A 24,698-nucleotide genomic window follows, 5' to 3' on the forward strand; every position below is an offset into this window, starting at 1 on the left:
CATGACCTTCATTCTCAAGACCGAAGGCCTCAACAAGGAGTACCGCTTGGGGAGCTTCGTGCGCTCCCGCAAGATCCAGGCGCTCAACGACGTCAACATCACCGTGGAAAGCGACAAACCCGTCGTGATCGCCGTTGTTGGGGAATCGGGCAGCGGCAAGACCACGCTGGCAAAGACCCTGCTGCGGCTCGAAACCCCGACCTCGGGACGCGCGATTGTCTATGACCGGCCGGTGGTCGGGGTGGGCTCCATTTCGTCGCGGAAGGAATTTCTGAGCACGGTCCAGCCTATCTTCCAGAACCCGTTCGAAGCCTTCAGCCGCTATCGGCCGGTCGACAGCTATCTGCACGAGACCGCGCGCCGGGTGGCCAATATGGGGGAAAAGGAAGCCGAAGATGCGGTTGCCGATGCGCTGGACAGCGTCGGTCTCGACTATCGCGAGGTCAGCGGCAAATATACCAATCAGTTCTCGGGCGGGGAGCTGCAACGCATCTCGGTGGCGCGTGCTCTCATTCCACAGCCGCAACTGATTGTCGCCGACGAGCCGGTCAGCATGATCGACGCCTCGCGGCGCATGATCATCATCAACCTGTTCAAGCGGCTCCGGGATGAAGCGGGGCGAAGCTTTGTCTATATCACCCACGATCTGGCGACGGCCTATTACATCTCCGACTATATCGCGGTGATGAACAAGGGCCGCGTGGTCGAGTTCGGCAAGGCGCGCGAAGTCATGTCGAACCCGCAGCACGATTATACCCAGCTCCTGCTCAGCTCCATTCCCACCACGACCAGCCGCTGGAGGCCGCGCCTGCGCGCCGCCGGCTAGCCGCATCAATTGGAAATTGCCATGACCAAGTCAGCCACAGCCACTGGCTCAGCGAGCCTTTGGGCAACCTATGAATTGTCACTGGAGGGCCCAGGCGAGGGCAATCCGTTTCAGGACGTCGACCTGCGGGCTGTCTTCCGCCAGGGTGGCAGGGAAGTCCGTGTCAACGGTTTCTACGATGGCGGAACCACCTACAAGCTCCGCTTTCTTCCCGACACGACGGGCACTTGGCACTACGAGACGCGCAGCAATGCGCCAGCCCTTGACGGTGCTGAGGGCAGCTTCGAGGTCGCGCCTGCCAAGGACGGGCATCACGGGCCCGTACGCGTCTCGGACCGCTACCATTTCCGCTATGCCGACGGCGCCCGCTACATCAATATCGGCACCACCGCCTATGCCTGGAACCACCAGGGTGATGCCACCGAAGAGCAGACGCTGGCGACATTGGCCGAGGCCCCCTTCACCAAGATCCGCATGTGCGTGTTCCCCAAGCACTATCGCTACAACCAGAACGAGCCCGATCGGTATCCCTTCCCGCTGGTGACAAAGGGGTCCAGTGCCTGGCCCGGCTCGATCAAGGATGCCGGCTGGGAATTCGACTATGAACGGTTTGAGCCCGAATATTTCCAGCACCTGGAAAAGCGCATCAACCAGCTCGCGGAAATCGGTGTCGAGGCCGACCTGATCATCTTCCATCCTTACGACCGCTGGGGCTTCTCGCATATGACGCCCGAGCAGGACGACCGGTATCTCAGATACCTGACTGCACGATTGGCGGCGCTGCCCAATGTCTGGTGGTCAATGGCCAATGAGTACGATTTGATGCCCAACAAGAGCCCCGCTGACTGGGACCGGTTCATCCATATCGTGTCCGACAACGATCCCTATGGTCACCTGCTCAGCAATCACAATTGCTTTGCCTTTTTTGACCACAACCACCCCCGCATCACCCATTCGAGCATCCAGCGTTCGTCGGCCAATATGGCGGCGCTCTGGCGGGAGAAGTATGGCAAGCCGGTCTCGATTGATGAATGCTGCTATGAAGGCGACATCTCCGAACTCTGGGGCAATATCTCGGGCCAGAAGCTGGTGCGCCGCTTCTGGGACGGCACCGTCAATGGCGGCTACGTCACCCATGGCGAGACCTACTACAATGATGAGGAAGTGTTGTGGTGGGCCAAGGGCGGAAAGCTGACCGGCGAGGGCGTTGCGCGCATCGCCTTTTTGCGCCGTATTCTCGAAGAGGGCCCCGACGACGGTCTTGATCCGATCCAGTCCACCACTGCCTATCGCATTCAGATGCAGGGCGGGCTCGACAACGTCCAGCTTCAGCAACTCTTCGGCGCTGCCCCCGGCGAAGAAGGCTGGCCGCGCGTCACTTCGTGGTGGGCGACCGCCGGTCAGCCGCATCGCTATTATCTCAGCTATCTCGGCGAGAACCAGCCGCACGAATATGCCGTGGCCGTACCGCCCGGCGAGCGCTACTCGGCAACCCTGATCGATACCTGGGAGATGACCGAAACGCCGCTGGCCGACAGCGTCCAGCGTGGCGACCTGTTGCATTTCGAACCCAAGCCTTACCTCGCGATCCTGCTGAAACGGATCGATTAGTTCTCTGCATTCGGATGCGGCGGAGCTGTTCCGGACCGCCGCTCCCATGAAGATCAAATAGGATTAGCTATGCAGTACACCCATCTCGGCCGTACCGGCCTGTCCGTTAGTCGCCTTTGTCTCGGCACCATGAACTTCAGTTGGACAACTGATCGGGCAGAAGCATTTAAGGTGATGGATGCAGCGCACGAGAAAGGCATCAATTTCTTCGACACGGCCAACCGCTACGGCCGCCCGGTGCCAGGCGTTACCGAAAGCCTTATCGGTGAATGGTTCGCCCAAGGTGGCGGGCGACGGGAGAAGACCGTGCTGGCGACCAAGCTTTACGGCGCCATGGGGGAATGGCCCAACGAAGGTAAGTTGAGTGCCCTAAACATCCGTCGAGCCCTGGACGCTAGCCTCCAGCGTCTGCAGACCGAATACATCGATCTCTATCAGTTCCACCACATCGACCGCGACACCCCGTGGGAAGAGATTTGGCAGGCCATAGAAGTAGCGGTCCAACAAGGCAAAATGCTTTACGCTGGCAGTTCAAACTTTGCTGGCTGGCATATTGCCAAGGCCCAAGGCGTTGCTCGCGAACGCCGGTTCACAGGACTGGTGTCGGAGCAGTCGATTTACAATCTGTTCAATCGGGCAGTGGAACTGGAAGTCATCCCTGCTTGTCTCGATTTTGGCGTGGGGCTCATTCCCTGGTCACCGCTCAACGGCGGACTGCTTGGCGGTATCTCAAAAAAGAAGCCGAAGGTCAACGACGCCTTGAAGGTCGCTCGAAGGAGGCGCTTGAAAAGCATCGGCCCCAGATCGAGCAGTACGAGGCTGTTTGCGAGGAGATTGGACATGCTCCGGGCGACGTGGCGCTGGCCTGGTTATTGCACCAGCCCGCCGTGACCGCTCCGATCATCGGACCACGCACGGTCCAGCAGTTGGACGCGGCAGAGCGTGCGCTGGGCTTGAAACTTGATCAGGAAACGTTGCGTCGGCTTAACGAGATTTTTCCCGGCCATAAGACGGCGCCAGAAGATTACGCTTGGTAGGTTCTGCCTTACCGAAAATACTGTCCGAAAAACTACTGTGATACTTGGACTGTAAGTGCGGCGGACGGAAGTAATATCAAACTAAATAAGTTCCCAAGGCAATAATATGTCAGAGTTTACAATATTCGACGTCAAGTATCCCCCTGAAAAACGTCAGAGGGTCATCATCAACACTGATGCCAAGAACGAGTGCGACGATCAGTTTGCTATCGTGCAGGCAATATTGACGCCTTCATTCGAACTGCATGGAATTATCCCTGCGCATTTCGGTGACAAAAAGTCAAAGACCAGCCTCAAAGACAGCCATGACGAGACCATGCTGGTTCTCAAACTCATGAATCTTGAGGGCAAGGTGAGGGTCGAAGATGGGGCCGCACACGAGATGCCGGACGAGAATACACCCATCGATTCACCGGGTGCTCGGCTCATCATCGAAGAGGCGGTGAAGGACGACGAACGGCCGCTATTTATTGCGTTCTATGGGCCCGTGACAGACATCGCTTCGGCGCTGCTGCTGAATCCGGAGATCGAAAATCGCAATATCATCGTTCTTTGGATCGGCGGGGGCCACTGGCCGGCAGGTGGCCGGGAGTACAATCTTTCAAACGACATCAACGCGGCGAACGTGCTGATGAAGTCGAAGCTGACCGTATGGCAGATCCCGCGGACCGCCTACCGGACAATGAGCGTGACGTATGCGGAAATGATCGAGAAGGTCTCTCCCTGCGGCGCCATTGGCAAATATCTGGTCGAACAGGTCATTGAGTACAACATGCGCACCGACCCGCACATGGAATATCGCTCACTGGGGGATTCTCCGTGCATAGGGCTCATCCTGGATCCGGAAGCAGGCAGTTGGGACTTCCGCCCCGCCCCGATCTTCGACCAGCAGATGAAGTACATCCACGACGGCAAGCAGCGTCCAATACGGGTGTACGACAGTGTCAATACTCGCTTCGTGCATGAGGACCTCTGGGCCAAGCTGGCCCAGTTTCATCGTCGCGGTTCATTGGATTAGGCAGACGCAGGCGCTGCGAGGTGCGCCTGTCCAGCCCTTTCTGACAGAGGTAAACTATTGTGCGCGTACTGATCATCGGCGGCACCGGCATCATCAGCACGGGCATCGTCCAGCAATTGCTCGCCCGAGGCGACAACGTCGTGCTCTACAATCGCGGCATCAGGCCGGCGCAGTTCGAGGGTGGCGTCGAGACCATCATCGGCGACCGCAAGGCCTTCGGCACGTTCGAACAGCAGATACGCGCAGCCGGTACGTTTGATTGCGTCATCGACATGGCCTGTTACCTGCCGGAGGAAGCGGAAAGCGCCTTGCGGGCTTTTTCCGAACGGACGGGCCAATACATCTTCTGCAGCACTGTCGATGTTTATACCAAGCCGGCCACCGCATACCCGATCACCGAAGCAGCGGAGAAACGGCCGTCCGCCGAGTTTCCCTACGCCTTCAACAAGGCGCGATGCGAGGAATTGCTGTTTGCCGCTCATGAACGGGGCGAGGTCAAGGTCACCAGCATCCGACCCGGCCACACGCTGGGGGAGGGTGGGGACAATTTTCTCCACGCTTTGGGGCACCGCAACTATCACATCGATCGGCTGCGCAAGGGCCAACCGATTATCGTGCATGGCAACGGAACATCATTCTGGCCGACCTGTCATCGCGACGACGTCGCGCGCGCCTTTGTGGGGGCCGTCGGCAATCCCAAGGCGATGGGTCGGGGCTACCACGCCGCCGGCGAGGAATGGATGACCTGGCGCGGCTACCATCAGGGCATTGCCAAAGCCCTGGGCGCACCGCCGCCTCAGTTCGTCTGCATTCCCACCGACGTGCTGCGGCGCCTTGCGCCCGAGGAGGCTTTCCTTTGCGCCGTCAATTTCAGCTTCAACAACCTGTTCGAAAACGCCGATGCGCGCGCCGATCTCGGCTTCCGCATTACGGTGCCTTGGGTGGAGACAGCCCGTCGCGCCGTGGACTGGCTGGAGGCCAATGACAAGCTCGAACGGAGCGAGGACCATCCCATCTACGACCGCGTTATTGCTGCCTGGGAGCGGGCAACCAGCGAACTGCACCTTTAGTCAGCGACTTCAACCCCCACATACCTGCTGCCCGCGCGAACGGCAGCCCCAATTCGGAGACCAGCCATGTCAGACCAGACCGTCGCCCGCTATGATGTTTTCGAACACACCATCACCGCCAAGGTGGATGGCAATCCCTATGTCGCCGTCGAATTCTGGGGCGTGTTCAAGCATGCCAACCGCACGATCCGGGTGCCCGGCTTTTACGACGGGGAGGGCATATTCAAGGTCCGGCTCATGCCCGATATCGAGGGAGAATGGTCGCTGACCACCGAGTCGGATGTCGCCGCGCTCAACGACCAGACCGCCAGTTTCACGGTAACAGCCGCGCGAGAGGGCGTGCATGGTCCGGTTTCCGTGCGCAACAAGTTCCATTTCGGCTACGCCGATGGCACGCCGTACCTGCCCTTTGGCACCACCTGCTATGTATGGACCCACCAGACCCAGGAGTTGCAGGCGCAGACGCTGAAGACGCTGGAAACGGCGGGCTTCAACAAGATGCGCATGTGTGTCTTCCCCAAGCATTATCCCTATAACGAGAACGAGCCCGAGCTGCACGTCTACGAATCCAAGGGCGACGGTACGCAGGACTTCGACAAGCCGGTTTTCAAGGCCTTCCGGCACTTCGAAAAGCAGGTGGCGGCGCTGGGCGATCTCGGCATTGAAGCCGATATCATCATATTCCATCCCTACGACCGCTGGGGCTATGCCGATATGAGCCCCGAGCAGGACTACCGCTATCTCAAATATCTGGTCGCGCGGCTGGCCGCTTATCGAAATGTGTGGTGGTCGCTGGCCAATGAATACGACTTCCTGCTTAACACCAAGCCGATGGAAATGTGGGACCGCTTTTTCCAGGTCATCGAGGAGAACGACCCTTACCGGCACCTCAAGTCGATCCATCAGGGCAATCCGGAACTGCTCTACAACCACCGCCGGCCCTGGGTCGATCATGTGTGCATCCAGCATCCCGATGTGCAGCGCACGGTCAACTGGCGCACCGATTTCGGCAAGCCGCTGGTCAATGACGAGCTGCAATACGAAGGCGACATTATCCAGACCTGGGGCAATATCACCGCCGAGGAAGTGGTCCACCGCTTCTGGCTGACCATGCTCAAGGGTGGCTATGCCGGTCATGGCGAAACCTATAGCCGTGAGGACGATGTGCTGTGGTGGGCCAAGGGCGGCGTGTTGCACGGCCAGAGCCCCAAGCGCATCGCCTTCATGCGCAAGATTTTCGAGGAAGATGCCAAGAACGGCCTGACGCCGTTCGAGGAGATCTATCACTCCGGCTATCCCTGGAGCAGCATCGCGGCGGCGCGTGACGGCGAGGTCAGCTATTTCTACTTCGGCGCGCACCGCCCGGTGATCTGGTCAACAGGCCTGCCGCTTGAGGACGGCGACTACGAGCTCGATATCATCGACACCTGGAACATGACCATCACTCCGGCCAAGAAGGTCGCCGCGCCAGAATCGGTTCCGACGCGGCACGGCGACGTCGTGCGGGGCGGCGAGCCGGACGCTGCCTTCGGCGTCGAGCTTCCGGGCAAACCAAACCTGGCTTTGCGCGTGCGGCCGCGGCGCTGAGGGGAGCACGCCATGACCGCCACCAGCAGCAGCGCCATCCGTCCGCGCGTCATCGTCATGACCGATTTCCCCCCGGTGGATGTCATTCCGGGCAGCGTCTACCAGAAAGGGGAGCCGCCTGAGCGCTATTCCGATCCGGATGACGTTCAGTCGATGGTTCGACTGTTGATGTGCAGTAACGATCTGGAGATCGAGGCGCTGATCGCCTCGGCCGGCAGCTTTGCCAATATCGCAGTCAAGCAGCACATCCTCGACATGCTCGATATCTATGAGCAGGTGCAGCCAAATCTTGCTCGTCATGACGCCCGCTATCCCACGGCCGATGCTTTGCGGGCTGTGACATATCAGGGACAGGATGGCACCTGGGGCTCGCCCTATTTCCGTGGCGGCATTCCGGTCGACCAGATGCTGGGTGAGGGGCTCGAAAACGAAGCCTCCGAGGCCATTATCCGTATTGTCGACAAGGACGACGACCGACCGGTCTGGGTCTGCGTCTGGGGCGGCCCGGTGGAAGTGGCCAAGGCCATCTGGAAAGTACGCGCCACCCGCAGCCCCCAGGAGCTGGCGAGGTTCCTGGCCAAACTGCGAATCTACCTGATCGCCCGACAGGACAATACCGCCGACTGGCTGCTGGATGAGTTCCCCGAGCTCTTCGTCATTGTCTCGGAAGAGAACTACAAGGGCATGTTCTGGAACGCGCCTGGATCGGACCATGCGCTGGGCGACATCGACTGGGCCAACCAGCACCTGCGGGAGGGTCATGGGCCGCTGGGCGCCGCCTATCCCCGCAGCGGGTTCAATGCCCATCTCCCCGGAATCTGGGAGGGCGATACGCCTTCATTCCTGCACCTGCTCGGCGCTGTCTTTGGCGTCAATGATCCCGAGCGGCCGGATCAGGATGGATGGGGTGGACGTTTCGTGCAACCCGATCCGAACAAGAACCATTGGTGGGACGATCCTGCCGGTGCGGAGACGGTTTACCGCTGGAGAAGTGCTGTTCAGGAAGATCTGAAGCGGCGGGCAGATTGGATGGTTGAAGACCATAAAGGGTCTGTAGCGGTCTAGGTTGGTGAGCAACCGAACTGCAGCAGCGCAACTGATCAAGCTGTCAACCGGTCGCCGTACGCAAAGCCCTGGCGCGCTGACGGACTAACGGCCCGACAGTGCCATGTGCGAGGCCGGATATCTGTCCCCTTGTGTCTCCATACCGGCCAGGGCTCTGTCTATGGCCATCCGTTCATCAGCGGCCAAGATCAGGTTTGCGGAGGCAATGTTCTCTTCAATCCGCGTGATCTTGGTCGTTCCCGGGATAGGCACAATCCGGGGCCGCTGAGCCATCAGCCAAGCGAGCGCAACCTGTGCGGGTGTAGCGTTTCTCTGGGCCGCTACACTTCGTATCAGGTCTACAAACACGGAATTGGCGCGCATGTTCTCAGCCGAGAACCTGGGCTGCGTGCTCCTGAAATCGTCCGCACCAAAGATGTCGCCAGGGGCTACGGTGCCGGTCAGAAATCCTTTCCCCAAAGGCGCAAAGGGCACAAAGCCGATGCCCAACTCGTCCAGCAAGGGCAGAACTTCCACTTCCGGCTCCCGATACCAGAGCGAATATTCGCTCTGCAGCGCCGTCACCGGGTGGATGGCATGGGCCCGCCGAATGGATTCCACGCTCGCTTCGCAGAGGCCGAAATGCTTGACCTTGCCTTCGGCAACAAGGTCTTTGATTGTGCCTGCGACGTCCTCCATCGGCACCTTGGGATCCACCCTGTGCTGATAATAGAGATCAATACAGTCAGTCCGCAGCCGCCTGAGTGACCCCTCCACTGACGTGCGGATGCGCGCTGGCCGACTGTCAAGCTGACGGGAATATCCGCCTTCCTCACCAACATGGAAGCCGAATTTGGTGGCGATGACGACCTGGTCCCGGATCGGCGCGAGTGCTTCGCCAAGCAGGTCTTCATTGGCAAAAGGGCCGTAGATTTCTGCTGTGTCGAATAGGGTGATGCCGCGATCCGAGGCAGCTCGGATCAGGCGAATGGCGTCGTCGCGCCGCATGGGCGGACCAAATGACATGGTGATCCCCATGCAGCCCAATCCGATGGGCGACACTTCGAGCCCTTGTCCAAGCGTTCTGGGTTTCACCACACCTCTCCCATTAGATGGCTGCAATCGCTTATAGCGCAGGAGTTCGCCGTCGCCCGACAAAAAAGGGCGCAGCCGGAAAACCGGCCGCGCCAGGCAGGGAGGATTTTCAGATCACTGAAGCGCGATTTCCACCGCTTCTTCACTCTCGAGCGGTGAGCAATATCCGGCGAGTATGTCGTCCTTGGCCGGGTCGGACCAGGCGGGATTGTCGACGTCGTAGACAATCGGCTTGAGGTAATCGACCGGATCGACCAGCCAGTGCAGGCGCGGACGCTGTTCCTGAGGCACACCCATCAGATCCATCTGATTCACATAACCAGCATAGACCGACATGGACGAGCTCTCACGTGCCTTGGTGCCGTCGGTAATGTGGTTGGGAATGTAGATCTTGGGGCGCAGGGCATCCTGATACATGATCAGGTCGCGCAGACCGTTATTCTCGAAATTGCCGGTGGCTGCGGTGCCCAGTTGGACATCGGTCGGGGGTAGAGCCTTGAGAATGTCGAGAATGCGCTGCCCGTCTTCCGGTGTACCATCCCAGTCACGCCCCTTGCCTTCTTTCAGCGCGCCGGCAGTGTTCTGGTAGACGAACGAGAAGTTGCTGCCATTGCGCAGGATGACGCTGAAGAACAGCGATTCCGGGCCGCCGGGGGCGCCGCTGGTGGTGCGGATGTCGATCTGCTTGTCATCAGTTGGAACAAAGTCAGCTTCAGCGCGGCGTGGCCAAAGCGGCGTGCCGTTGGGGAAAAGGGCGGGGTCGCGCTCGTCCACAATGATTTCAACGGGGGTAGGTGGGAAATCCGGATCGGGCGGCACCGCAACCGAGTGCAGGTGGCGGAAGCCGACGACACAGGCATTGGGCTCAAGCACCGGGAGCTTGAGGATTTCGGTGCCGGGAACTGAGCCTTCGCTGGTCACGGCCACGCAATCGACCGAGGCGCCTTCGGGGAAGGCATAGAGCGGATTATCCTGGATGCGCGGATCGTCTGCCATGCGCGGAAAGTCCAGATTGGTCAGCGTTCCGCAGGCCTCCGCCGTGGCATAGATCGGCGCCCCGCTATGGGCGGCGATGAATACCGCGTTGTCGGCATGATCGCCATGGCCATGGCTGACCGTGATGGCATCGGGCTTCATGTTGACGATGTCCATGATCGTCAGCGGCGTGCGCCCCCGTTCAGTTTCGAGCCGGGTCACATAGGTGTCGAACATGATCACCTTGCCCTGGACGGATGCCACAAAAGATGCGGCAGACAGCCAGGAAAAGATGACCTTGTCTTCAGCCAGCGCTCCAGTTTCTGGATCAACATGTTCTGCACCAAAGATGTGCTGGCGCGCCGAGACCATGTCCTTGGTCTCGATGGCAAGGGTAGGCATAGCCGTGCCAACGGCCAGAGCCGCTGTCAGGGCGGCAAGAGATGCTTTCATTTTCTCCTCCGAATAAACGGCGCTCAGCTGCTTAGTTTTTGTTAGTGCAGCGGCGTCGGTCCCGACTTTGGAGCTATCGCGCGCGCAGGCCGATATGACGAGAATTATACAAATTTCTGGTTCAATCTGATTGCTGCGGAAAATTGTATAATGACGGTACGCTGGTCACTCCCCGGACGCGATGCAACGGTCTCGACTGAGCCATATGGGGAGGACATATGACCCGCCGCCTGATTGCCACCACAGCCTCGGCTTTTATGCTTTGCAACGTCGCGGCCCACGCTCAGGATATCCATGAGCATGGTTCGAGCACATTGCAGATCGTGCGCGAGGGCAATGCTGTGACCCTGCGCCTTGATGCGCCGGCCATGGACCTAATTGGTTTCGAACACGAAGCCGAGACAGACGAACAGCACGCAGCTATTACATCTGCCCAGGAAAAGCTCAGCGACCCGCTCGGCCTTTTCGGAATTCCCGAGGAAGCCGGTTGTGTACTTGAACATACCCAGTTTGAAGGGCCCCTCTCGGAGCCTGAAGACCAGGTTGTTGCCGATCACCACGATCATGACGATGACCATGATCACGACACCGAACATGCCGACGTGATCGTGGAATATGAATTCACCTGTGCCAATCCGGCCGCAGTGACACGGTTGGATAGCGCGTTCTTCGCAGCATTTTCGAGCGCCCGGGAACTGAACCTGCAGGTCGTCACCGAAAACGGCCAGTTCCAGCAGCTTCTGACCCCTGCTATGCCGTCAGCAAGCTGGCAATGAATGAGCAGTTCCGCGCCTGTTCTTTCGCTCTCGAACGTGGTCTTCAGCTGGGACCGCCACGCACACCCCATCCAAATACCCAATCTGGTTCTGGACCGTGGCGAGAAGGTGCTTGTGTTGGGGCCCAGTGGATCGGGCAAGTCCACTATGCTCGGGCTGGTATACGGAACACTGGTACCCCATTCGGGCCGCATTACTGTGGCGGGCCAGGACATGACGGCATTGTCCGCTCGGCGGCGCGACGGCGTGCGAGCCGAGCATGTCGGCGTCATATTCCAGCAGTTCAATCTCATCCCGCATGCCAGCGCCCTGGACAACGTCCTACTCGCTTTGCGCTTTGCGCCGCAGCGCCGCAAAAGAACTCCAGATCCTGAAGATGCGGCCCGGAACATGCTCGCTGACCTGGGCTTGCCAGAAACTGATGCCTGCCGCAGTGCTGGTCAGCTCAGCGTTGGTCAGCAGCAGCGTGTAGCAGCAGCACGCGCTCTCATTGGTTCGCCTGAACTGCTGGTCGCAGACGAGCCGACATCTTCACTCGATAGAGCCAACCAGAACCGCTTCATGGACCTGGTTTTATCCCAAGCGCTGCAGCAGGGGTCGAGCATTCTCCTGGTCAGCCATGATGAACGTCTGGCGAAACACTTTGATCGGGTTATCGAAATGGGGTCGGGTCAGAGTGAGGACCACATGTCATGCTGACACGCCTGATCCTTTCCTCGATGCGCGCCCGGGCGCTGACCGTTGTCTTGGCGATCTTGACCATCGCCTTCTCCGTCGGCCTTGTCTTGGCGGTGAATGTCGTGCGCGACGGGACCAAGGCAAGCTTTGCCAACACCATTTCCAACACAGATCTGATCGTGGGCGCGCGTTCGGGATCAGTACAGTTGATGCTCTACACGATCTTTCAGATCGGCAATCCCACCAACAACATTTCCTGGGACAGCATGGAAGCGATAGCGGCGCGGCCCGAAGTCGATTGGCTCGTCCCGATCTCGCTGGGCGATAGCCATGGCGAATTCCGCGTCATGGGTACCAGTGTCGCGTTTTTCGAACGCTATCGGTATCGCGGCGGACAGAGCATCGGGTTGCACCAAGGTGCGGCTTTTACGGGCCTCTACCATGCGGTGGTCGGGTCTGATGTAGCGGCGACGCTGAACTATGAATTGGGCCAGGAGATCGTGGTCTCTCATGGGCTGGCCTCCTTTATCGACCACGATGACAGGCCGTTTAAGATCACCGGGATTTTGGAGCGAACCGGCACGCCGATCGACCGCACCGTACTCATCAGCCTTGAAAGCATGGAAGTCATCCATCGAGGGTGGCGGCCGGGCGCCGGCAGTCCTACGGGGCCCGAGCCAGCCATGGCCGAGCTGCAACCAAAGGAAGTCACGGCCGCCCTTGTCGGCATCGGCTCCCGGCTCGACATCTTCAACGTACAGAGATGGATAAACACCTATCCCGGTGAGCCACTACTGGCGGTGCTGCCTGGCCTGACGCTGCAGGAGCTCTGGCAGTTCATCGGCGTGGCAGAGGATGCTCTGCGCGCCGTTTCCCTGATGGTCGTCGGCGCAGCCCTCTTGGGCATGATCGCCGTCATTTTTTCCGGACTGAACGAGCGACGCCGGGAAATGGCGATATTGCGGGCAATGGGCGCAAGGCCGGGCGTCGTTTTCGGTCTGCTTCTGCTCGAGGCCATGATCATGGCGGGAGCCGGGTGCCTTATCGGAGCGGTGGGGACCTATGGGCTGCTTTATGCGGCTCGGCCTCTTATCGACGCCCATTTCGGCATTTGGCTGCCGATGCAGGGGCCAGGACCCGAGGAGCTGAAGCTGCTTGGCGGGGTCATGGCGGCTGCCGGTCTTGCCAGCATTTTCCCGGCTGCAAGGGCCTATCAGCTTTCTTTGGCCGATGGTCTTTCAATCAAAAATTGAGTGATTTGGAGCTCGAAATGGGAAATTCACCGCACACTTCTCGTCTTTCGCGTCGAAAGGCACTCGCCGTTGGCGGAGCTGGCCTTCTAGCGATGTCGTTGCCCGCCTGGGCCCAGCAAGCGCAGCGGATCAAATGGGCTGACTTGATCCCGGAAGGCGTCCCCTACGGGGAGATAATTGCCACCGGAGAGTACGATGGGGTCAAGGACATCTGGATTCCAGAATTCGATGACAACGGCCTTCAGCTCAATACAGCACTAGACGGCAAGATGATTACGCTTGCGGGCTATGTAATCCCGCTAGACGTCAGTAGCGCAGGCACGACCAGCTTCGTGCTCGTCCCGTTTATCGGCGCCTGCATTCACGTGCCGCCACCGCCGCCCAACCAGCTGGTATTTGTAACCACCGACACGCCATGGCCCAGCGACAAGCTCTGGGAAGCGGTGTTGGTGACCGGGCAATTGTCTGCCAACATTCGGCGCACGGATGTTGCTCAGGTCGGCTATGACCTGACAGCGACCCAGATTGAGAAATTCCAGCGCTAAGGCGCGATGAGGAACGCGCGGAAGTCGTTGACATTGGTCAATGTCGGACCGGTGATGACCTGGTCGCCCAAAGCAGCGAACAGGCTTCCGCTGTCGTGACCGTCCAGATAGGCCTGCGGGTTCAGCCCGAGCCGGCGACAGCGATCAAGCGAGGAGGGTGTGGCAATGGCACCGGCTGCCTCGCCGGCGCCATCGATGCCGTCCGTGTCGGCGGCCAAGGCCCAGATGCGCTCATGGCTATTGAGGCGCAGGGCGGCCGAAAGCAGCATCTCAGTGTTGCGGCCGCCGCGTCCTGCACTATCACCCGCGACGCTCACAGTTGTTTCGCCGCCTGAGAGAATGACCGCCGGGCCGCTAAGCGGCAGTCCCGATGTCGCTGCCGACATGGCCATGGTCGCAAGCACCCGGCCAATCTCACGGCTCTCGCCCTCTAAGGCGTCGCTGAGGATCACCGTCTTGTAGCCTAGCGCATTGGCCTCCTTTGCGGCCGCTCGCAACGATTGGGCTGCGCTGGCGATCACCAGGTGTCGATCCTGCGGGCGCGGAGCAGGCGCCTCTGCCGAACCAATAATCGCCCGGATATGGCCGGGCAGCTTGAGCTGGTAGCGACTGACACTGGCTCGTGCCAGATCCGGCCCATGTGGCGAACAAATGGTTGGCCCCGAGCCGACGACGGCGGGATCGTCCCCCGGCACGTCGCTGAGAACCAGAGTCACCACCGGAGCTGGCCCGGCAAATGCCGCGAGGCGCCCGCCCTTGATCCGGGATAGACTTTGGCGGATGGCGTTCATTTCGGTGATGCTGGCACCGCTCATCAGCAATTGCTGGTTGAGAGCGCGTTTTTCGGCCAGGGTCACACCATCGGCTGGCATGACAGCCAGAGAGGATGCCCCACCCGACATAAGACAAATGACCAAGTCATCCGCAGTCAACCCGCGCAGAGCGTCCATCATCAACTGCGCTGCGAGCGTGCTGTTTTCGTCCGGAACGGGGTGCGCCGCCTGAACAACGGCAATGCGCCCGGCAGGAACCGCATGGCCGTAGCGTGTGCTGACAATGCCGCTCAGGGCAACGTCTGGCCAGGCCCTATCCAATGCGGCTGCCATCACTGCTGAAGCCTTGCCTGACCCAATGACCACGCAGCGGCCCCTGGGTTTTTCGGGAAGATTGTCAAGCACAGCCTGCCTGGGATCGGCGGCAGCGATGGAGGCCTCAAAAAGACGCAAAAGCATGACGCGCGCAGAATCATCCAGGTCTTTCGACATGGGGTGTCTCCCGGTTATGATTTTTCTGGAAGGATAGGCTAGAGCGCGCCGCGGCTCGCCAATTGCCGGTATCGGGTCGGACCGTCGGCCCGACCCGCAATCATGCTAGATGTTCGAAGCGCGGATGGCTTCGCAAACGGCATCCGTCACTTCCTGCGTATTGGCGGTGCCACCAATGTCTGGCGTCATGATGCCATTGCCCGATACCTGCTCCACTGCATTCATCAGACGCTGAGCGGCCTGCGGTTCGCCGAGATGCTCGAGCATTTGTGCCGCCGTCCAGAAGGTAGCGACAGGGTTGGCTATGCCCTTGCCTGTTATGTCGAAGGCCGAGCCGTGGATGGGCTCAAACATTGAGGGGAAACGGCGTTCAGGGTCGATATTTGCTGTCGGCGCCACGCCCAGGCTGCCTGCCAATGCGCCAGCCAGGTCTGACAAGATGTCGGCGTGCAGGTTGGTGGCGACGATCGTGTCCAGGCTTTTGGGCTTGAGGGTCATGCGCACAGTCATGGCGTCGACCAACATCTTGTCCCACTTCACATCGGGGAATTCGCGAGACACTTCCGCAGCAATCTCATCCCACATGACCATGCCATGGCGCTGGGCATTGGACTTGGTGACAACGGTAAGCAGCTTGCGCGGGCGGGACTGGGCCAGCTTGAAGGCGTAGCGCATGATCCGGGTTACGCCGACGCGGGTGAAGATCGCGACTTCCGTACCAACTTCCTCGGGAAGGCCGCGGTGCGCGCGGCCGCCATGGCCGGAATATTCGCCTTCGGAGTTCTCGCGCACGATGACCCAGTCCAAGTCGCCAGGCCCCACGTTTTCCAACGGCGATTTGATGCCGGGCAAGATCTTGGTGGGGCGCACATTGGCGTATTGGTCAAAGCCCTGACAAATGGGCAGGCGCAGGCCCCACAGCGTGATGTGATCCGGCACGTCAGGCGCTCCGACGGCACCAAAGAAGATGGCATCAAAGGGCTTGAGTTGATCGGTGCCGTTTGCCGGCATCATCTCGCCGTGCTTCTTGTAGTAGTCCGAACCCCAGTCGAAGTGGGTTACATCAACGGTGAAGCCGCCATCGCGCCGGGCGAGGGTTTCGAGGGCCTGCAATCCGGCCGCAATGACCTCTGGGCCGATGCCGTCCGCTGGAATGGCTGCGATTTTATAGGTCTTCATGTGTCCCGCGTAGGTTGTTGCTTTTCGTGAGGGACGCTCCTCCGCTTTTCGCTCAGCGGCCTCCCCATGCGGTCGCAATCTACGAACGGCTCTTGCATCCTCTCAATCTGTGGCGAATTATACAATAACGATGAATAATCTCGGCGCCAGTGCGGTGGAGTGGTCACTTGGAAATCATACAGCTTCGTTGTTTTGTCGCCGTCGCCGAAAAGCTTCATTTTGGCCGAGCCGCGCAAAGCCTGGACATGTTGCCGGCTTCTCTGGGCCGCTATATCGGCAATCTCGAAGACAGTTTGGGTGTCCGGCTAATCAACCGAACGACGCGTCATGTCGCGTTGACCGCGGTAGGAGCGGAACTGCTGGACGACATCAAAGACCTGCTGAACCGCGTTGAGAACATCGAAGGCAAGGCCCATAATTTCGACCGGCTCGACTCCCTGACCTTGCGGGTGGGATCGATCGATAGCGCCGCGGCGGGCCTGCTGCCGCCACTGCTCAACTTCTTCAAGACAGAGCGGCCAGATATCGAGGTTACGCTTTTCGAGCAGAAGACCATTCGTTTGCTGCCACGGCTTTTGTCCGGCAGACTGGATCTCGCTTTCGTCCGTCCGCCTGACGTTCGCCCGGACCGAATCGTTTTCCGGCCCCTTCTCAATGAAACGCCGGTGGTTGCTGTTCCTACATCCCATCCGCTTGCAGATCGCAGCAGCGTAAAGATTGAAGATCTGGCCGAGGAACCCCTTATCGTGCCGGACCGGGGATCTCGGCCCCACAGCCACGACTTGACCATTCAATTGTTCGCAGAGGCTGGCCTGACGGCCAAGATTGCCCAGATCGCGGAAGAGAAGCAGACCATCGTCAACATCGTCAGTGCAGGGCTGGGCCTGGCAATCGTGCCGCGCTGGGCCTCCCGGTTCGCTGTTGGCAACGTCAAGTTCGTTCCGATAGAAACGCATAGCAGCCAGGCAATGACCAAGCTCTCGCTAGCTGCAGCATGGGTGCGCGACGTTCGTGACCCAGCGCGCGACGCCCTCTTGGACTGCTTGATCCGCCACCTGGAAGACTTCCAGAGTTCTGCGTAACGGATTATTCAAAAAAGTTATATACACGTCAGGACATTGCTGCTTAGGCACCAAGCCTTTTAGTTTTGTTTTCAAGCCATTTTGGAGAGTGGCACAGAACTTTGGGAGGAAATTTTATGATCCATACATGCAAACTTCTAGCATCGGTCGCACTTGCAGGCTGCCTGGTGTCGACTGCCGTCGCTCAGGATAAGGAAGGTTGGCCCAACACGCTGACCATCGGTACGGGCAGCCAGGGCGGCGCATACTTCGCCTATGGCAGCGGCTTTGCCACCATGATCGGACAGGAGCTGGGTCTTAACGCCAGCGTGGAAATCACTGGTGGGCCCGGCCAGAACGTGACCTTGGTGGAAACCGGCGACCACAATATGGGCTTCGTGACCATGGGGCCGGCCTATGACGCCTGGGTCGGCAAGGGCGAAGTCATGCCCGATGTCGAGCACAAGTCGATCCGCGCTCTGTTCCCCATGTACCAGACCCCGCTCCAAGCCGCCGTGTTGACCGGATCGGGCATCGACTCCTTCGATGACATGGAAGGCAAGCGTATCGGCGTTGGCCCAGCCAGCGGCACTTCAGCCGCTTACTGGCCGCGCTATTTCAACAATGCCGGTATGAGCGTCTCCATTTCCAGCGCTGGCGCCAGCGATACGGCCGGCCAGCTCAAGGACGGCCTGATCGACGCCTTCGTCTATGCTGCCGGCATTCCCACCGGTGCCTATACCCAGCTTGCCGTCGAGAACGACGTCAAGTTCATCAGCATGACCGAGGAAGAGCGCAACAAGTTCCTCGCCGCCGAGCCGGCCATGTCGGCCTTCACCATTCCGGCCAACACCTACGAGGATCAGCCGGAAGACGTGGAAACCGTCTCCCTGTGGAACTTCGCCATTGCCGGTGAATCCATGCCGGAATCCCTGGCCTACGAGATCACCAAGCTGGCCATGGAAAACAACGACCGCATGCTGCAGGTGCACCAGGCAGCCGTCGAGACACTCCCCGAGCACATCGACAAGAACACGTTCATGCCCTTCCATCCGGGCGCTGTGCGCTGGTTCGAGGAAAATGGGTTCACTATCCCCGATGAACTCAAGTAAGCACTGACCCACAGCGCTAAGACTTTCGGGGCGGAATGATCGTGTTCCGCCCCTTTTCATAAGTGCCGTTCAGGCAAGAAGGCCCCGAGGAGGCTGGCCATGTCAAACAACAACAAAAAGATCGAGTTGTCCGCTGTGGCGGAAACCGAACTTCGTCTCGAAGACGCTGCCGCCAATGTCGATGACGAGGCGCTCGTCAGCAATCAACGCGAATTCCTTGGGACGAAACACTGGCTCGTGGCGAGCGCCTGCGTGCTCTATTCGGTGTTCCACCTGCTGGTCATGAACGTCTATCCTCTGGAAACCTGGGTCTATCGTCTATCCCATGTTGGTGGTGGCCTGGCTCTCGGGTTTCTGATCTTCAGCGCAGTCGACATCAAGGCAGACGGTGCCGTAGCGCGCTCACCTCTTTCCCGGCTCATCCTGGCCGGTGCCGCAGTTGGCGTCCTATTGGGCTTTGCAATGTTCGCGGTCATCCTGGCCAGCTCTTTGTCCTCAGGCGCCCCGAGCGGGCCGGATTGGGCGATGGACCTGTTTGGCCTGCCCCTGTTCCTGGGCACGCTTCTGGCCATGATCCACTGCTGGAAATTCCCCGATGAGCGCAAGCACAGCGTTGCTTTTGGCGACATATTGCTGGTGCTCGCGACCATCGCTGCGATTGGTTACATCATTATCTTTGCGCGGCCGCTGCAGCTTCGCGCCGGCATGCCGATGGCACTGCCTGCCGATATGTGGGCCGCCATCGTTGGCGTCTTGCTGGTCATCGAAATAACACGCCGGCTTGCCGGCATGGCGCTGGTGATCATTGCAGGCGTCTTCGTTGCGTATTCCTTTGTGGGCCCCTGGTTGCCGGGCATCTTCTACCACCGCGGCTATGAGGTGAAACGCTTCTTCACCTATATTTTCACCGACAACGGCATCCTGAGTGCCCCAATCTCGATTTCCTCGACTTACATCATCCTGTTCGTCATCTTCGCGGCCTTCCTGCAGGTGACAAAGGTGGGCGAGTATTTCGTCAATTTTGCCTTTGCGGCCGCTGGGCATAAGCGTGGCGGACCGGCCAAGGTTTCGGTCTTCGCTTCCGGCTTGATGGGCATGATCAACGGCACATCTGCAGGCAATGTGGTCGCCACTGGCAGCCTCACTATCCCGATGATGCGCAAGGTCGGCTACCGGCCCCAAACCGCCGCGGCCGTGGAAGCTGCTGCCTCCACTGGCGGTCAGATCATGCCGCCGATCATGGGCGCCGGTGCCTTCATCATGGCGGAGATCACCGGCATTCCTTATGTCGAAATCGTCTACGCTGCCATCATACCGGCCGTCATCTACTTCCTCTCGGTCTACTTCATGGTGGACCTGGCCGCGCAGAAGCACGGCATGAAAGGACTGCCGCGCTCGGCACTACCCAAGTTCGGCAAGCTGCTGCGTCAGATCTACCTCTTCACTCCCATCGTGGTGCTGATCGGGTCGTTGCTGGCCGGCTATTCCGTCATTCGGTGCGGCACTCTGGCCATGGCGTCGGCTGCTGTTGTCTCCTGGCTCACGCCGCACAAAATGGGCCCGATGCAGCTCTTCCGCGCCCTCGAAATGGGTGCCCGGATGACGCTGCAGCTTGTTGCCGTGTGTGCGACCGCCGGTATCATCGTGGGCGTGATCGCCCTTACCGGCATCGGCTCGCGGTTCTCTGCCGTCCTGCTAGGCTTGGCAGAGCATAGCCAGCTGCTTGCGCTGGGCTTTGCCATGATCGTCTCGATCGTGCTGGGCATGGGCATGCCAACTACTGCAGCCTACGTCGTTGCAGCCAGCGTCATGGCACCCGGTCTCATCAACCTTGGCATCGAGCCACTGACGGCGCACTTCTTTATCTTCTACTTCGCCGTTATGTCCGCCATCACGCCGCCCGTGGCTCTGGCCGCCTATGCCGGTGCAGCCTTGTCGGGATCAGACCCGGTCAAGACCAGTGTGGAGAGCTTCAAGCTGGGTTTGGCCGCCTTCATCGTGCCCTTCATGTTCTACCTGTCGGATTCCATGCTGTTGCAAGGAACCTGGATCGACGCCATCCATGTCACCGCGACTGCCTCAGTGGGCGTCTATCTGCTGTCTTCATCGGTCCAGGGCTGGTTCTTCGGACATGCAAACAACTGGGTGCGTCTCGGTCTTTTGGCGGCAGGTATAACAATGATCGAAGCCGGCTGGTTGACGGACGCAATCGGCGTAGCGGCCGCCGTCGCTCTCTACTTGGTGCAGAGAAGGCTGTCTCCTCAGAACGCGGCTGTCCTGTCCAAATGATGTGAAGACAGAGCACTTGCTCACCTGTCTGGGGTCCGGATGACTGCACGTCGGTCTTCCGGACCCCGCCGAGCTGTTTCCGGATTCCACGAGCGGTTGGATGTGATTGAGAACGATACGATCTGCGTGGCCCGGCATTGAGCATTCCGGCACGGCTTCCATTTGGAACCGGTTAAGGGCCGTGCCTAAGCTCGGCAATGTCTACAGCAGCACCCGAGGCGATCCCAAGCGGGGTGGCTTGATCCGCCCCAGGTGATCTCGACTGACCGTCCGGCCGACCGGCGTAGGGTACCGCGCTGCAAGATTTCAACGGCTCAGCGCATTGCTCATCCACTGCGGCGCTAGTCCTGAACAGACGCGGCCATCTATTCCCAGGCGTCCAGCATCGCGTTGGCGACGAACTGCAGGTGTTGGGCCATGGCGTTGCGGGCCGCGTCGGCATTGCCGCTGACAACGGCTGCGACAATGGCCTCGTGATCGGCCAGGATATGTTCACGCACAGTGCCGGTTTCGACCAGGTGCTGGTGAAACCGGGTGTCCAATTCGTCGCCCCGGGCTTTCCAGAGGCCGTCGAGCATTTCGCGCAGAACCGCATTTCCGCAGGCGTCTGCCAATGTCATGTGCAGCATGCGGTCACTCTCGACCGACCATTGTCCCGAAGCTGTTTCGCTGCGCATCCGGCGCAGGGTCTCTGCCAGTCTCGTGGTGCCTTCCGGGGAAATATTCTGGCTGGCCAGAGCGGCCGCTTCCGGTTCCAGCAGACGCCGCACGGCGGTCACTTCCACTGGAGAAGAGCTCAGCTCCGGCAAGGCAACGCGTTCATTGCCGGGCCCCTTTACAAAGGCGCCTACGCCCACGCGCACTTCCAACAGTCCCGCGACTTCCAGGGCAATTAAGGCCTCACGAACAGTGGGGCGGGAAACGCCCAGATTCAGCGCCAGGTCGCGCTCGGACGGCAATTGCTGTCCCGCCCCGACCGAACCACTCAAGATCTGGTCGCGGATTTGATCGGCAATCTGGATGTAGAGTTTACGGTTCGAAACAGCTTGGAGCTTCATAGCCTTCCCCTTGCCCACTCATAGCGAGGTCAGGTCCTTGTGTCTACTGGTCTGACCACTTGACAGCTTGGCAATCTTGCCATTAGCTCGGGATCGGCTCAAGAGTCTGGCACATAAGCCGGGCCGGCTGCGGGAGGTTAGGCCATGGAGGGATCGACAGTCGATGTCGCGGCAGGCGCCGTGCCGTTGGTCCAGATGCGCAATATCGACAAGTCCTTTCCCGGCGTTCGAGCGCTCAGCCAGGCACAATTCGGGCTGATGCCCGGCGAAGTCCACGCGCTGATGGGGGAGAACGGAGCCGGCAAGTCGACGCTGATGAAGGTGTTGTCCGGTGTCTATGACCGGGACGCAGGCGAAGTTCTGCTTGATGGGAAACCCGTCGAGATCACCTCGCCACGCCAGGCGCAGGACGCCGGGATTTCCATCATTCACCAGGAACTGGCCCTGATGCGTGATCTGACCGCCGCGCAGAACATCTTTATCGGCCGCGAACCGCGCCGCTTCGGTATCCTTGATGAGCGCCAGCTTAACCGCGATACCGCCGCAATCTTCAACTCGATGAATCTCAATCTCGAGCCGACCGTGCTGGTGGAGACGCTGACCATTGCCAAACAGCAAATGGTCGAAATTGCCAAGGCGCTGTCCTACCGCAGCCGGGTTCTCATCATGGATGAGCCCACCGCAGCCCTTAACGACGCCGAAATCGCCGAACTGTTTGCGATCATCAACCGGCTCAAGGCCGAGGGCGTCGGGATCGTCTACATCTCGCACAAGATGGATGAGATCAAGCGCATCTCTGACCGCGTGACGGTCATGCGCGATGGCGAATATGTCGGCACCGTTCCGGCCGCCGAAACGCCTATTGAAACAATCATTTCCATGATGGTGGGACGCACCCTCAACACTGAGGCGCACGCCATTCCTGACACCTCCGGCCAGCCGGTGGCCCTTGAGGTCAAGGGGCTCAACCGCGGCCGTGAGATACGCGACGTCAGCTTTTCCGTGCGTCAGGGCGAGATTCTCGGCTTTGCCGGGCTGATGGGGGCCGGGCGAACCGAGGTGGCGCGGGCTATTTTTGGTGCTGATCACAAGGATAGTGGAGAGATCTGGGTGCATGGCGAGCGCGTCGGCATCACCGCGCCGCGCGACGCAGTGTCAAAGGGTATCGGCTATCTGTCTGAGGACCGGAAGCTCTTCGGGCTGGCCACCGGCATGGACGTGCGCAACAATATCGCCCTGGCCAGTCTGGAGCGGTTTACCAATGCCGCCGGCGTACTCGACGAGGCGGGGATGGAAAAGTCCGCTCGCGATTACATTCGCCAACTGTCCATCAAGACGCCCAGCGACACCCAGGAAGCCAGGCTGCTATCGGGCGGAAACCAGCAAAAGGTGGTCATAGCCAAATGGCTGCTGCGCGATTGTGACATTCTGATTTTCGACGAGCCGACCCGCGGCATCGATGTCGGTGCCAAGTCCGAGATCTACAAGTTGCTCAACAACCTTGCCGCCCAGGGCAAGGCCATCATCGTCATATCCTCCGAGCTGCCCGAGATTTTGCGTCTCAGCCATCGCATCGCCGTGATGTGCGAGGGCCGGCTGACCGGCATTTTGCCGGGCGATGCCAGCCAGGAGGAAATCATGCGCCTTGCCACCATGCGTGAAGCGGCCATGAGACCGGATGCCGAAAGGAAGATTGCATGACCGACACCGCTGCCCCGGCCCAGAAATCCGGCATTCGCATGACTGGCGCCTTCCATCGCCTGCTGGCCTTTTCCGGCCTTATCGCCTTGGTCGTCGTCTTCTCGCTGGCGTCTCCCAATTTCATGCAGACCCAGAACATTCTGGCCATTCTGCAGGCGACCGCCGTCAATGGCGTTCTGGCCATCGCGGTGACCCTGGTCATCATCACCGGCGGGATCGACCTCTCGGTGGGCACGCTGATGACGTTCTGTGCCGTGATCGCGGGCGTCTTCCTCACCTATTGGGGATTGCCCATGCCGATCGGCATTCTCGGCGCCATCCTCGCCGGTGCGGCGAGCGGGCTGATCTCGGGAACGGTCGTCGCCAAGCTCAAGGTGCCCCCCTTTATCGCTACCCTGGGGATGATGTTGATCCTCAAGGGGCTATCGCTGGTGATTTCGGGCACCCGGCCGATCTACTTCAACGACACGCCGGGCTTTAACCAGATCGCCCTGGGCTCGGTCGTCGGACAGATCATTCCGGCAGTACCGGTGCCCAATGGGGTGATGATCCTGTTTCTTGTGGCCCTGCTCACCGCCTTCATTCTGGGTAAAACCGCGCTGGGCCGGTACACTTTTGCGCTCGGCTCCAACGAGGAGGCCGTGCGGCTTTCCGGCGTCAACGTCGATCGCTGGAAAATCGGCGTGTATGCCCTGTCAGGCGCCATTGTCGGCGTGGGCGGGGTGCTGATTGCCAGCCGTCTCAACTCCGCCCAACCCGCGCTAGGGCAAGGTTACGAGCTTGAAGCCATCGCCGCTGTCGTAATCGGTGGCACCTCGCTTTCGGGCGGCCGTGGCACCGTGCTGGGCACGCTTATCGGGGCGCTCATCATCTCGGTCCTGGCCAATGGCCTACGCATTCTTTCGGTGGCGCAGGAATGGCAGACCGTGGTGACCGGGACCATCATCATCCTGGCCGTCTATGCCGACATACTGCGGCGCCGCAAACTTTAGGCGCCGAATTCCGCCGCGCGCCGCCGGTGCGCCAAAAACTAGAAGAACAAGTTTCAGCAGTTTCACAGCAGCA

General features: G+C 59.9%; 20 protein-coding genes and 1 pseudogene. 16 read left to right on the forward strand and 5 right to left on the reverse strand.

Going from position 1 to position 24,698, the window contains the following annotated elements:
• Position 1 precedes the first annotated feature (1 nt).
• The 7 genes and pseudogenes from ACE4RL_RS06715 to ACE4RL_RS06745 all read left to right on the forward strand — a co-directional run bounded on the left by ACE4RL_RS06715 (position 2) and on the right by ACE4RL_RS06745 (position 8,214).
• Positions 2 to 826 (forward strand): ABC transporter ATP-binding protein, encoded by an 825-nt coding sequence (locus ACE4RL_RS06715; RefSeq protein WP_157290768.1) that lies wholly within the window; start codon positions 2 to 4, stop codon positions 824 to 826.
• 21 nt (positions 827 to 847) lie between these two features.
• Entirely contained in the window at positions 848 to 2,437 is a 1,590-nt protein-coding gene (locus tag ACE4RL_RS06720; protein ID WP_375599732.1) for a DUF5060 domain-containing protein, read from the forward strand.
• Between the two features lie 129 nt (positions 2,438 to 2,566).
• Positions 2,567 to 3,474: pseudogene (locus ACE4RL_RS06725) on the forward strand (aldo/keto reductase).
• 106 nt (positions 3,475 to 3,580) lie between these two features.
• Positions 3,581 to 4,492, forward strand: a complete 912-nt coding sequence (locus ACE4RL_RS06730) for a nucleoside hydrolase (RefSeq protein ID WP_375599733.1) — start codon at positions 3,581 to 3,583, stop codon at positions 4,490 to 4,492.
• 59 nt (positions 4,493 to 4,551) lie between these two features.
• On the forward strand, positions 4,552 to 5,562 hold the full coding sequence (locus ACE4RL_RS06735; protein ID WP_375599734.1) for an NAD-dependent epimerase/dehydratase family protein: 1,011 nt from the start codon (positions 4,552 to 4,554) through the stop codon (positions 5,560 to 5,562).
• Between the two features lie 66 nt (positions 5,563 to 5,628).
• A complete protein-coding gene (locus ACE4RL_RS06740) occupies positions 5,629 to 7,149 on the forward strand; it encodes a DUF4038 domain-containing protein (RefSeq protein WP_375599735.1) in 1,521 nt (506 codons plus the stop codon).
• 12 nt (positions 7,150 to 7,161) lie between these two features.
• Positions 7,162 to 8,214, forward strand: a complete 1,053-nt coding sequence (locus ACE4RL_RS06745) for a DUF1593 domain-containing protein (RefSeq protein ID WP_375599736.1) — start codon at positions 7,162 to 7,164, stop codon at positions 8,212 to 8,214.
• 84 nt (positions 8,215 to 8,298) lie between these two features.
• Here ACE4RL_RS06745 and ACE4RL_RS06750 read toward each other — a convergent pair whose 3' ends face one another.
• Both ACE4RL_RS06750 and ACE4RL_RS06755 read right to left on the reverse strand, forming a co-directional pair.
• Complete coding sequence (locus ACE4RL_RS06750; protein ID WP_375599737.1) at positions 8,299 to 9,288, reverse strand: aldo/keto reductase; 990 nt, start codon at positions 9,286 to 9,288, stop codon at positions 8,299 to 8,301.
• Positions 9,289 to 9,402: 114 nt separating this feature from the next.
• Positions 9,403 to 10,716: an MBL fold metallo-hydrolase gene (locus ACE4RL_RS06755; protein ID WP_375599738.1), complete on the reverse strand. Its 1,314-nt coding sequence runs from the start codon at positions 10,714 to 10,716 to the stop codon at positions 9,403 to 9,405.
• A gap of 218 nt (positions 10,717 to 10,934) precedes the next feature.
• Here ACE4RL_RS06755 and ACE4RL_RS06760 point away from each other — a divergent pair, with 218 nt between their 5' ends.
• The 4 genes from ACE4RL_RS06760 to ACE4RL_RS06775 are packed head-to-tail and all read left to right on the forward strand — an operon-like array spanning position 10,935 to position 13,968.
• A complete protein-coding gene (locus ACE4RL_RS06760) occupies positions 10,935 to 11,492 on the forward strand; it encodes a DUF2796 domain-containing protein (RefSeq protein WP_375599739.1) in 558 nt (185 codons plus the stop codon).
• Positions 11,493 to 12,191 carry an ABC transporter ATP-binding protein gene (locus ACE4RL_RS06765; protein WP_375599740.1) on the forward strand — a complete coding sequence of 233 codons (699 nt, stop codon included), beginning with the start codon at positions 11,493 to 11,495 and terminating at the stop codon, positions 12,189 to 12,191.
• Complete coding sequence (locus tag ACE4RL_RS06770; RefSeq protein WP_375599741.1) at positions 12,185 to 13,423, forward strand: ABC transporter permease; 1,239 nt, start codon at positions 12,185 to 12,187, stop codon at positions 13,421 to 13,423. The genes ACE4RL_RS06765 and ACE4RL_RS06770 overlap by 7 nt, the downstream gene beginning before the upstream one ends.
• A 17-nt stretch (positions 13,424 to 13,440) precedes the next feature.
• Positions 13,441 to 13,968 (forward strand): DUF3299 domain-containing protein, encoded by a 528-nt coding sequence (locus tag ACE4RL_RS06775; RefSeq protein WP_375599742.1) that lies wholly within the window; start codon positions 13,441 to 13,443, stop codon positions 13,966 to 13,968.
• Here ACE4RL_RS06775 and ACE4RL_RS06780 read toward each other — a convergent pair.
• A complete protein-coding gene (locus ACE4RL_RS06780; protein ID WP_375599743.1) occupies positions 13,965 to 15,233 on the reverse strand; it encodes a glycerate kinase in 1,269 nt (422 codons plus the stop codon). The genes ACE4RL_RS06775 and ACE4RL_RS06780 overlap by 4 nt on opposite strands.
• Before the next feature lie 105 nt (positions 15,234 to 15,338).
• Positions 15,339 to 16,412 carry a tartrate dehydrogenase gene (locus ACE4RL_RS06785; RefSeq protein WP_375599744.1) on the reverse strand — a complete coding sequence of 358 codons (1,074 nt, stop codon included), beginning with the start codon at positions 16,410 to 16,412 and terminating at the stop codon, positions 15,339 to 15,341.
• A 167-nt stretch (positions 16,413 to 16,579) separates the two neighbouring features.
• Here ACE4RL_RS06785 and ACE4RL_RS06790 point away from each other — a divergent pair, with 167 nt between their 5' ends.
• The 3 genes from ACE4RL_RS06790 (at position 16,580) to ACE4RL_RS06800 (ending at position 20,874) form a co-directional block, all read left to right on the forward strand.
• Complete coding sequence (locus tag ACE4RL_RS06790; RefSeq protein WP_375599745.1) at positions 16,580 to 17,494, forward strand: LysR family transcriptional regulator; 915 nt, start codon at positions 16,580 to 16,582, stop codon at positions 17,492 to 17,494.
• A gap of 116 nt (positions 17,495 to 17,610) precedes the next feature.
• Positions 17,611 to 18,585, forward strand: a complete 975-nt coding sequence (locus ACE4RL_RS06795) for a TAXI family TRAP transporter solute-binding subunit (protein WP_375599746.1) — start codon at positions 17,611 to 17,613, stop codon at positions 18,583 to 18,585.
• Between the two features lie 99 nt (positions 18,586 to 18,684).
• Complete coding sequence (locus ACE4RL_RS06800) at positions 18,685 to 20,874, forward strand: TRAP transporter permease (protein WP_375599747.1); 2,190 nt, start codon at positions 18,685 to 18,687, stop codon at positions 20,872 to 20,874.
• A 365-nt stretch (positions 20,875 to 21,239) separates the two neighbouring features.
• On the opposite strand, the gene ACE4RL_RS06805 is transcribed toward ACE4RL_RS06800, so the two are convergent.
• Positions 21,240 to 21,932, reverse strand: a complete 693-nt coding sequence (locus ACE4RL_RS06805; RefSeq protein ID WP_375599748.1) for a FadR/GntR family transcriptional regulator — start codon at positions 21,930 to 21,932, stop codon at positions 21,240 to 21,242.
• Between the two features lie 144 nt (positions 21,933 to 22,076).
• Between ACE4RL_RS06805 and ACE4RL_RS06810 the strand changes: the two genes are divergently transcribed.
• Entirely contained in the window at positions 22,077 to 23,633 is a 1,557-nt protein-coding gene (locus ACE4RL_RS06810; RefSeq protein WP_375599749.1) for a sugar ABC transporter ATP-binding protein, read from the forward strand.
• Positions 23,630 to 24,625: an ABC transporter permease gene (locus tag ACE4RL_RS06815; RefSeq protein WP_157290884.1), complete on the forward strand. Its 996-nt coding sequence runs from the start codon at positions 23,630 to 23,632 to the stop codon at positions 24,623 to 24,625. The genes ACE4RL_RS06810 and ACE4RL_RS06815 overlap by 4 nt, the downstream gene beginning before the upstream one ends.
• Positions 24,626 to 24,698 lie beyond the last annotated feature (73 nt).

Origin of the sequence: Devosia polycyclovorans, assembly GCF_042181575.1 — a bacterium.
Lineage (GTDB): Bacteria > Pseudomonadota > Alphaproteobacteria > Rhizobiales > Devosiaceae > Devosia > Devosia polycyclovorans.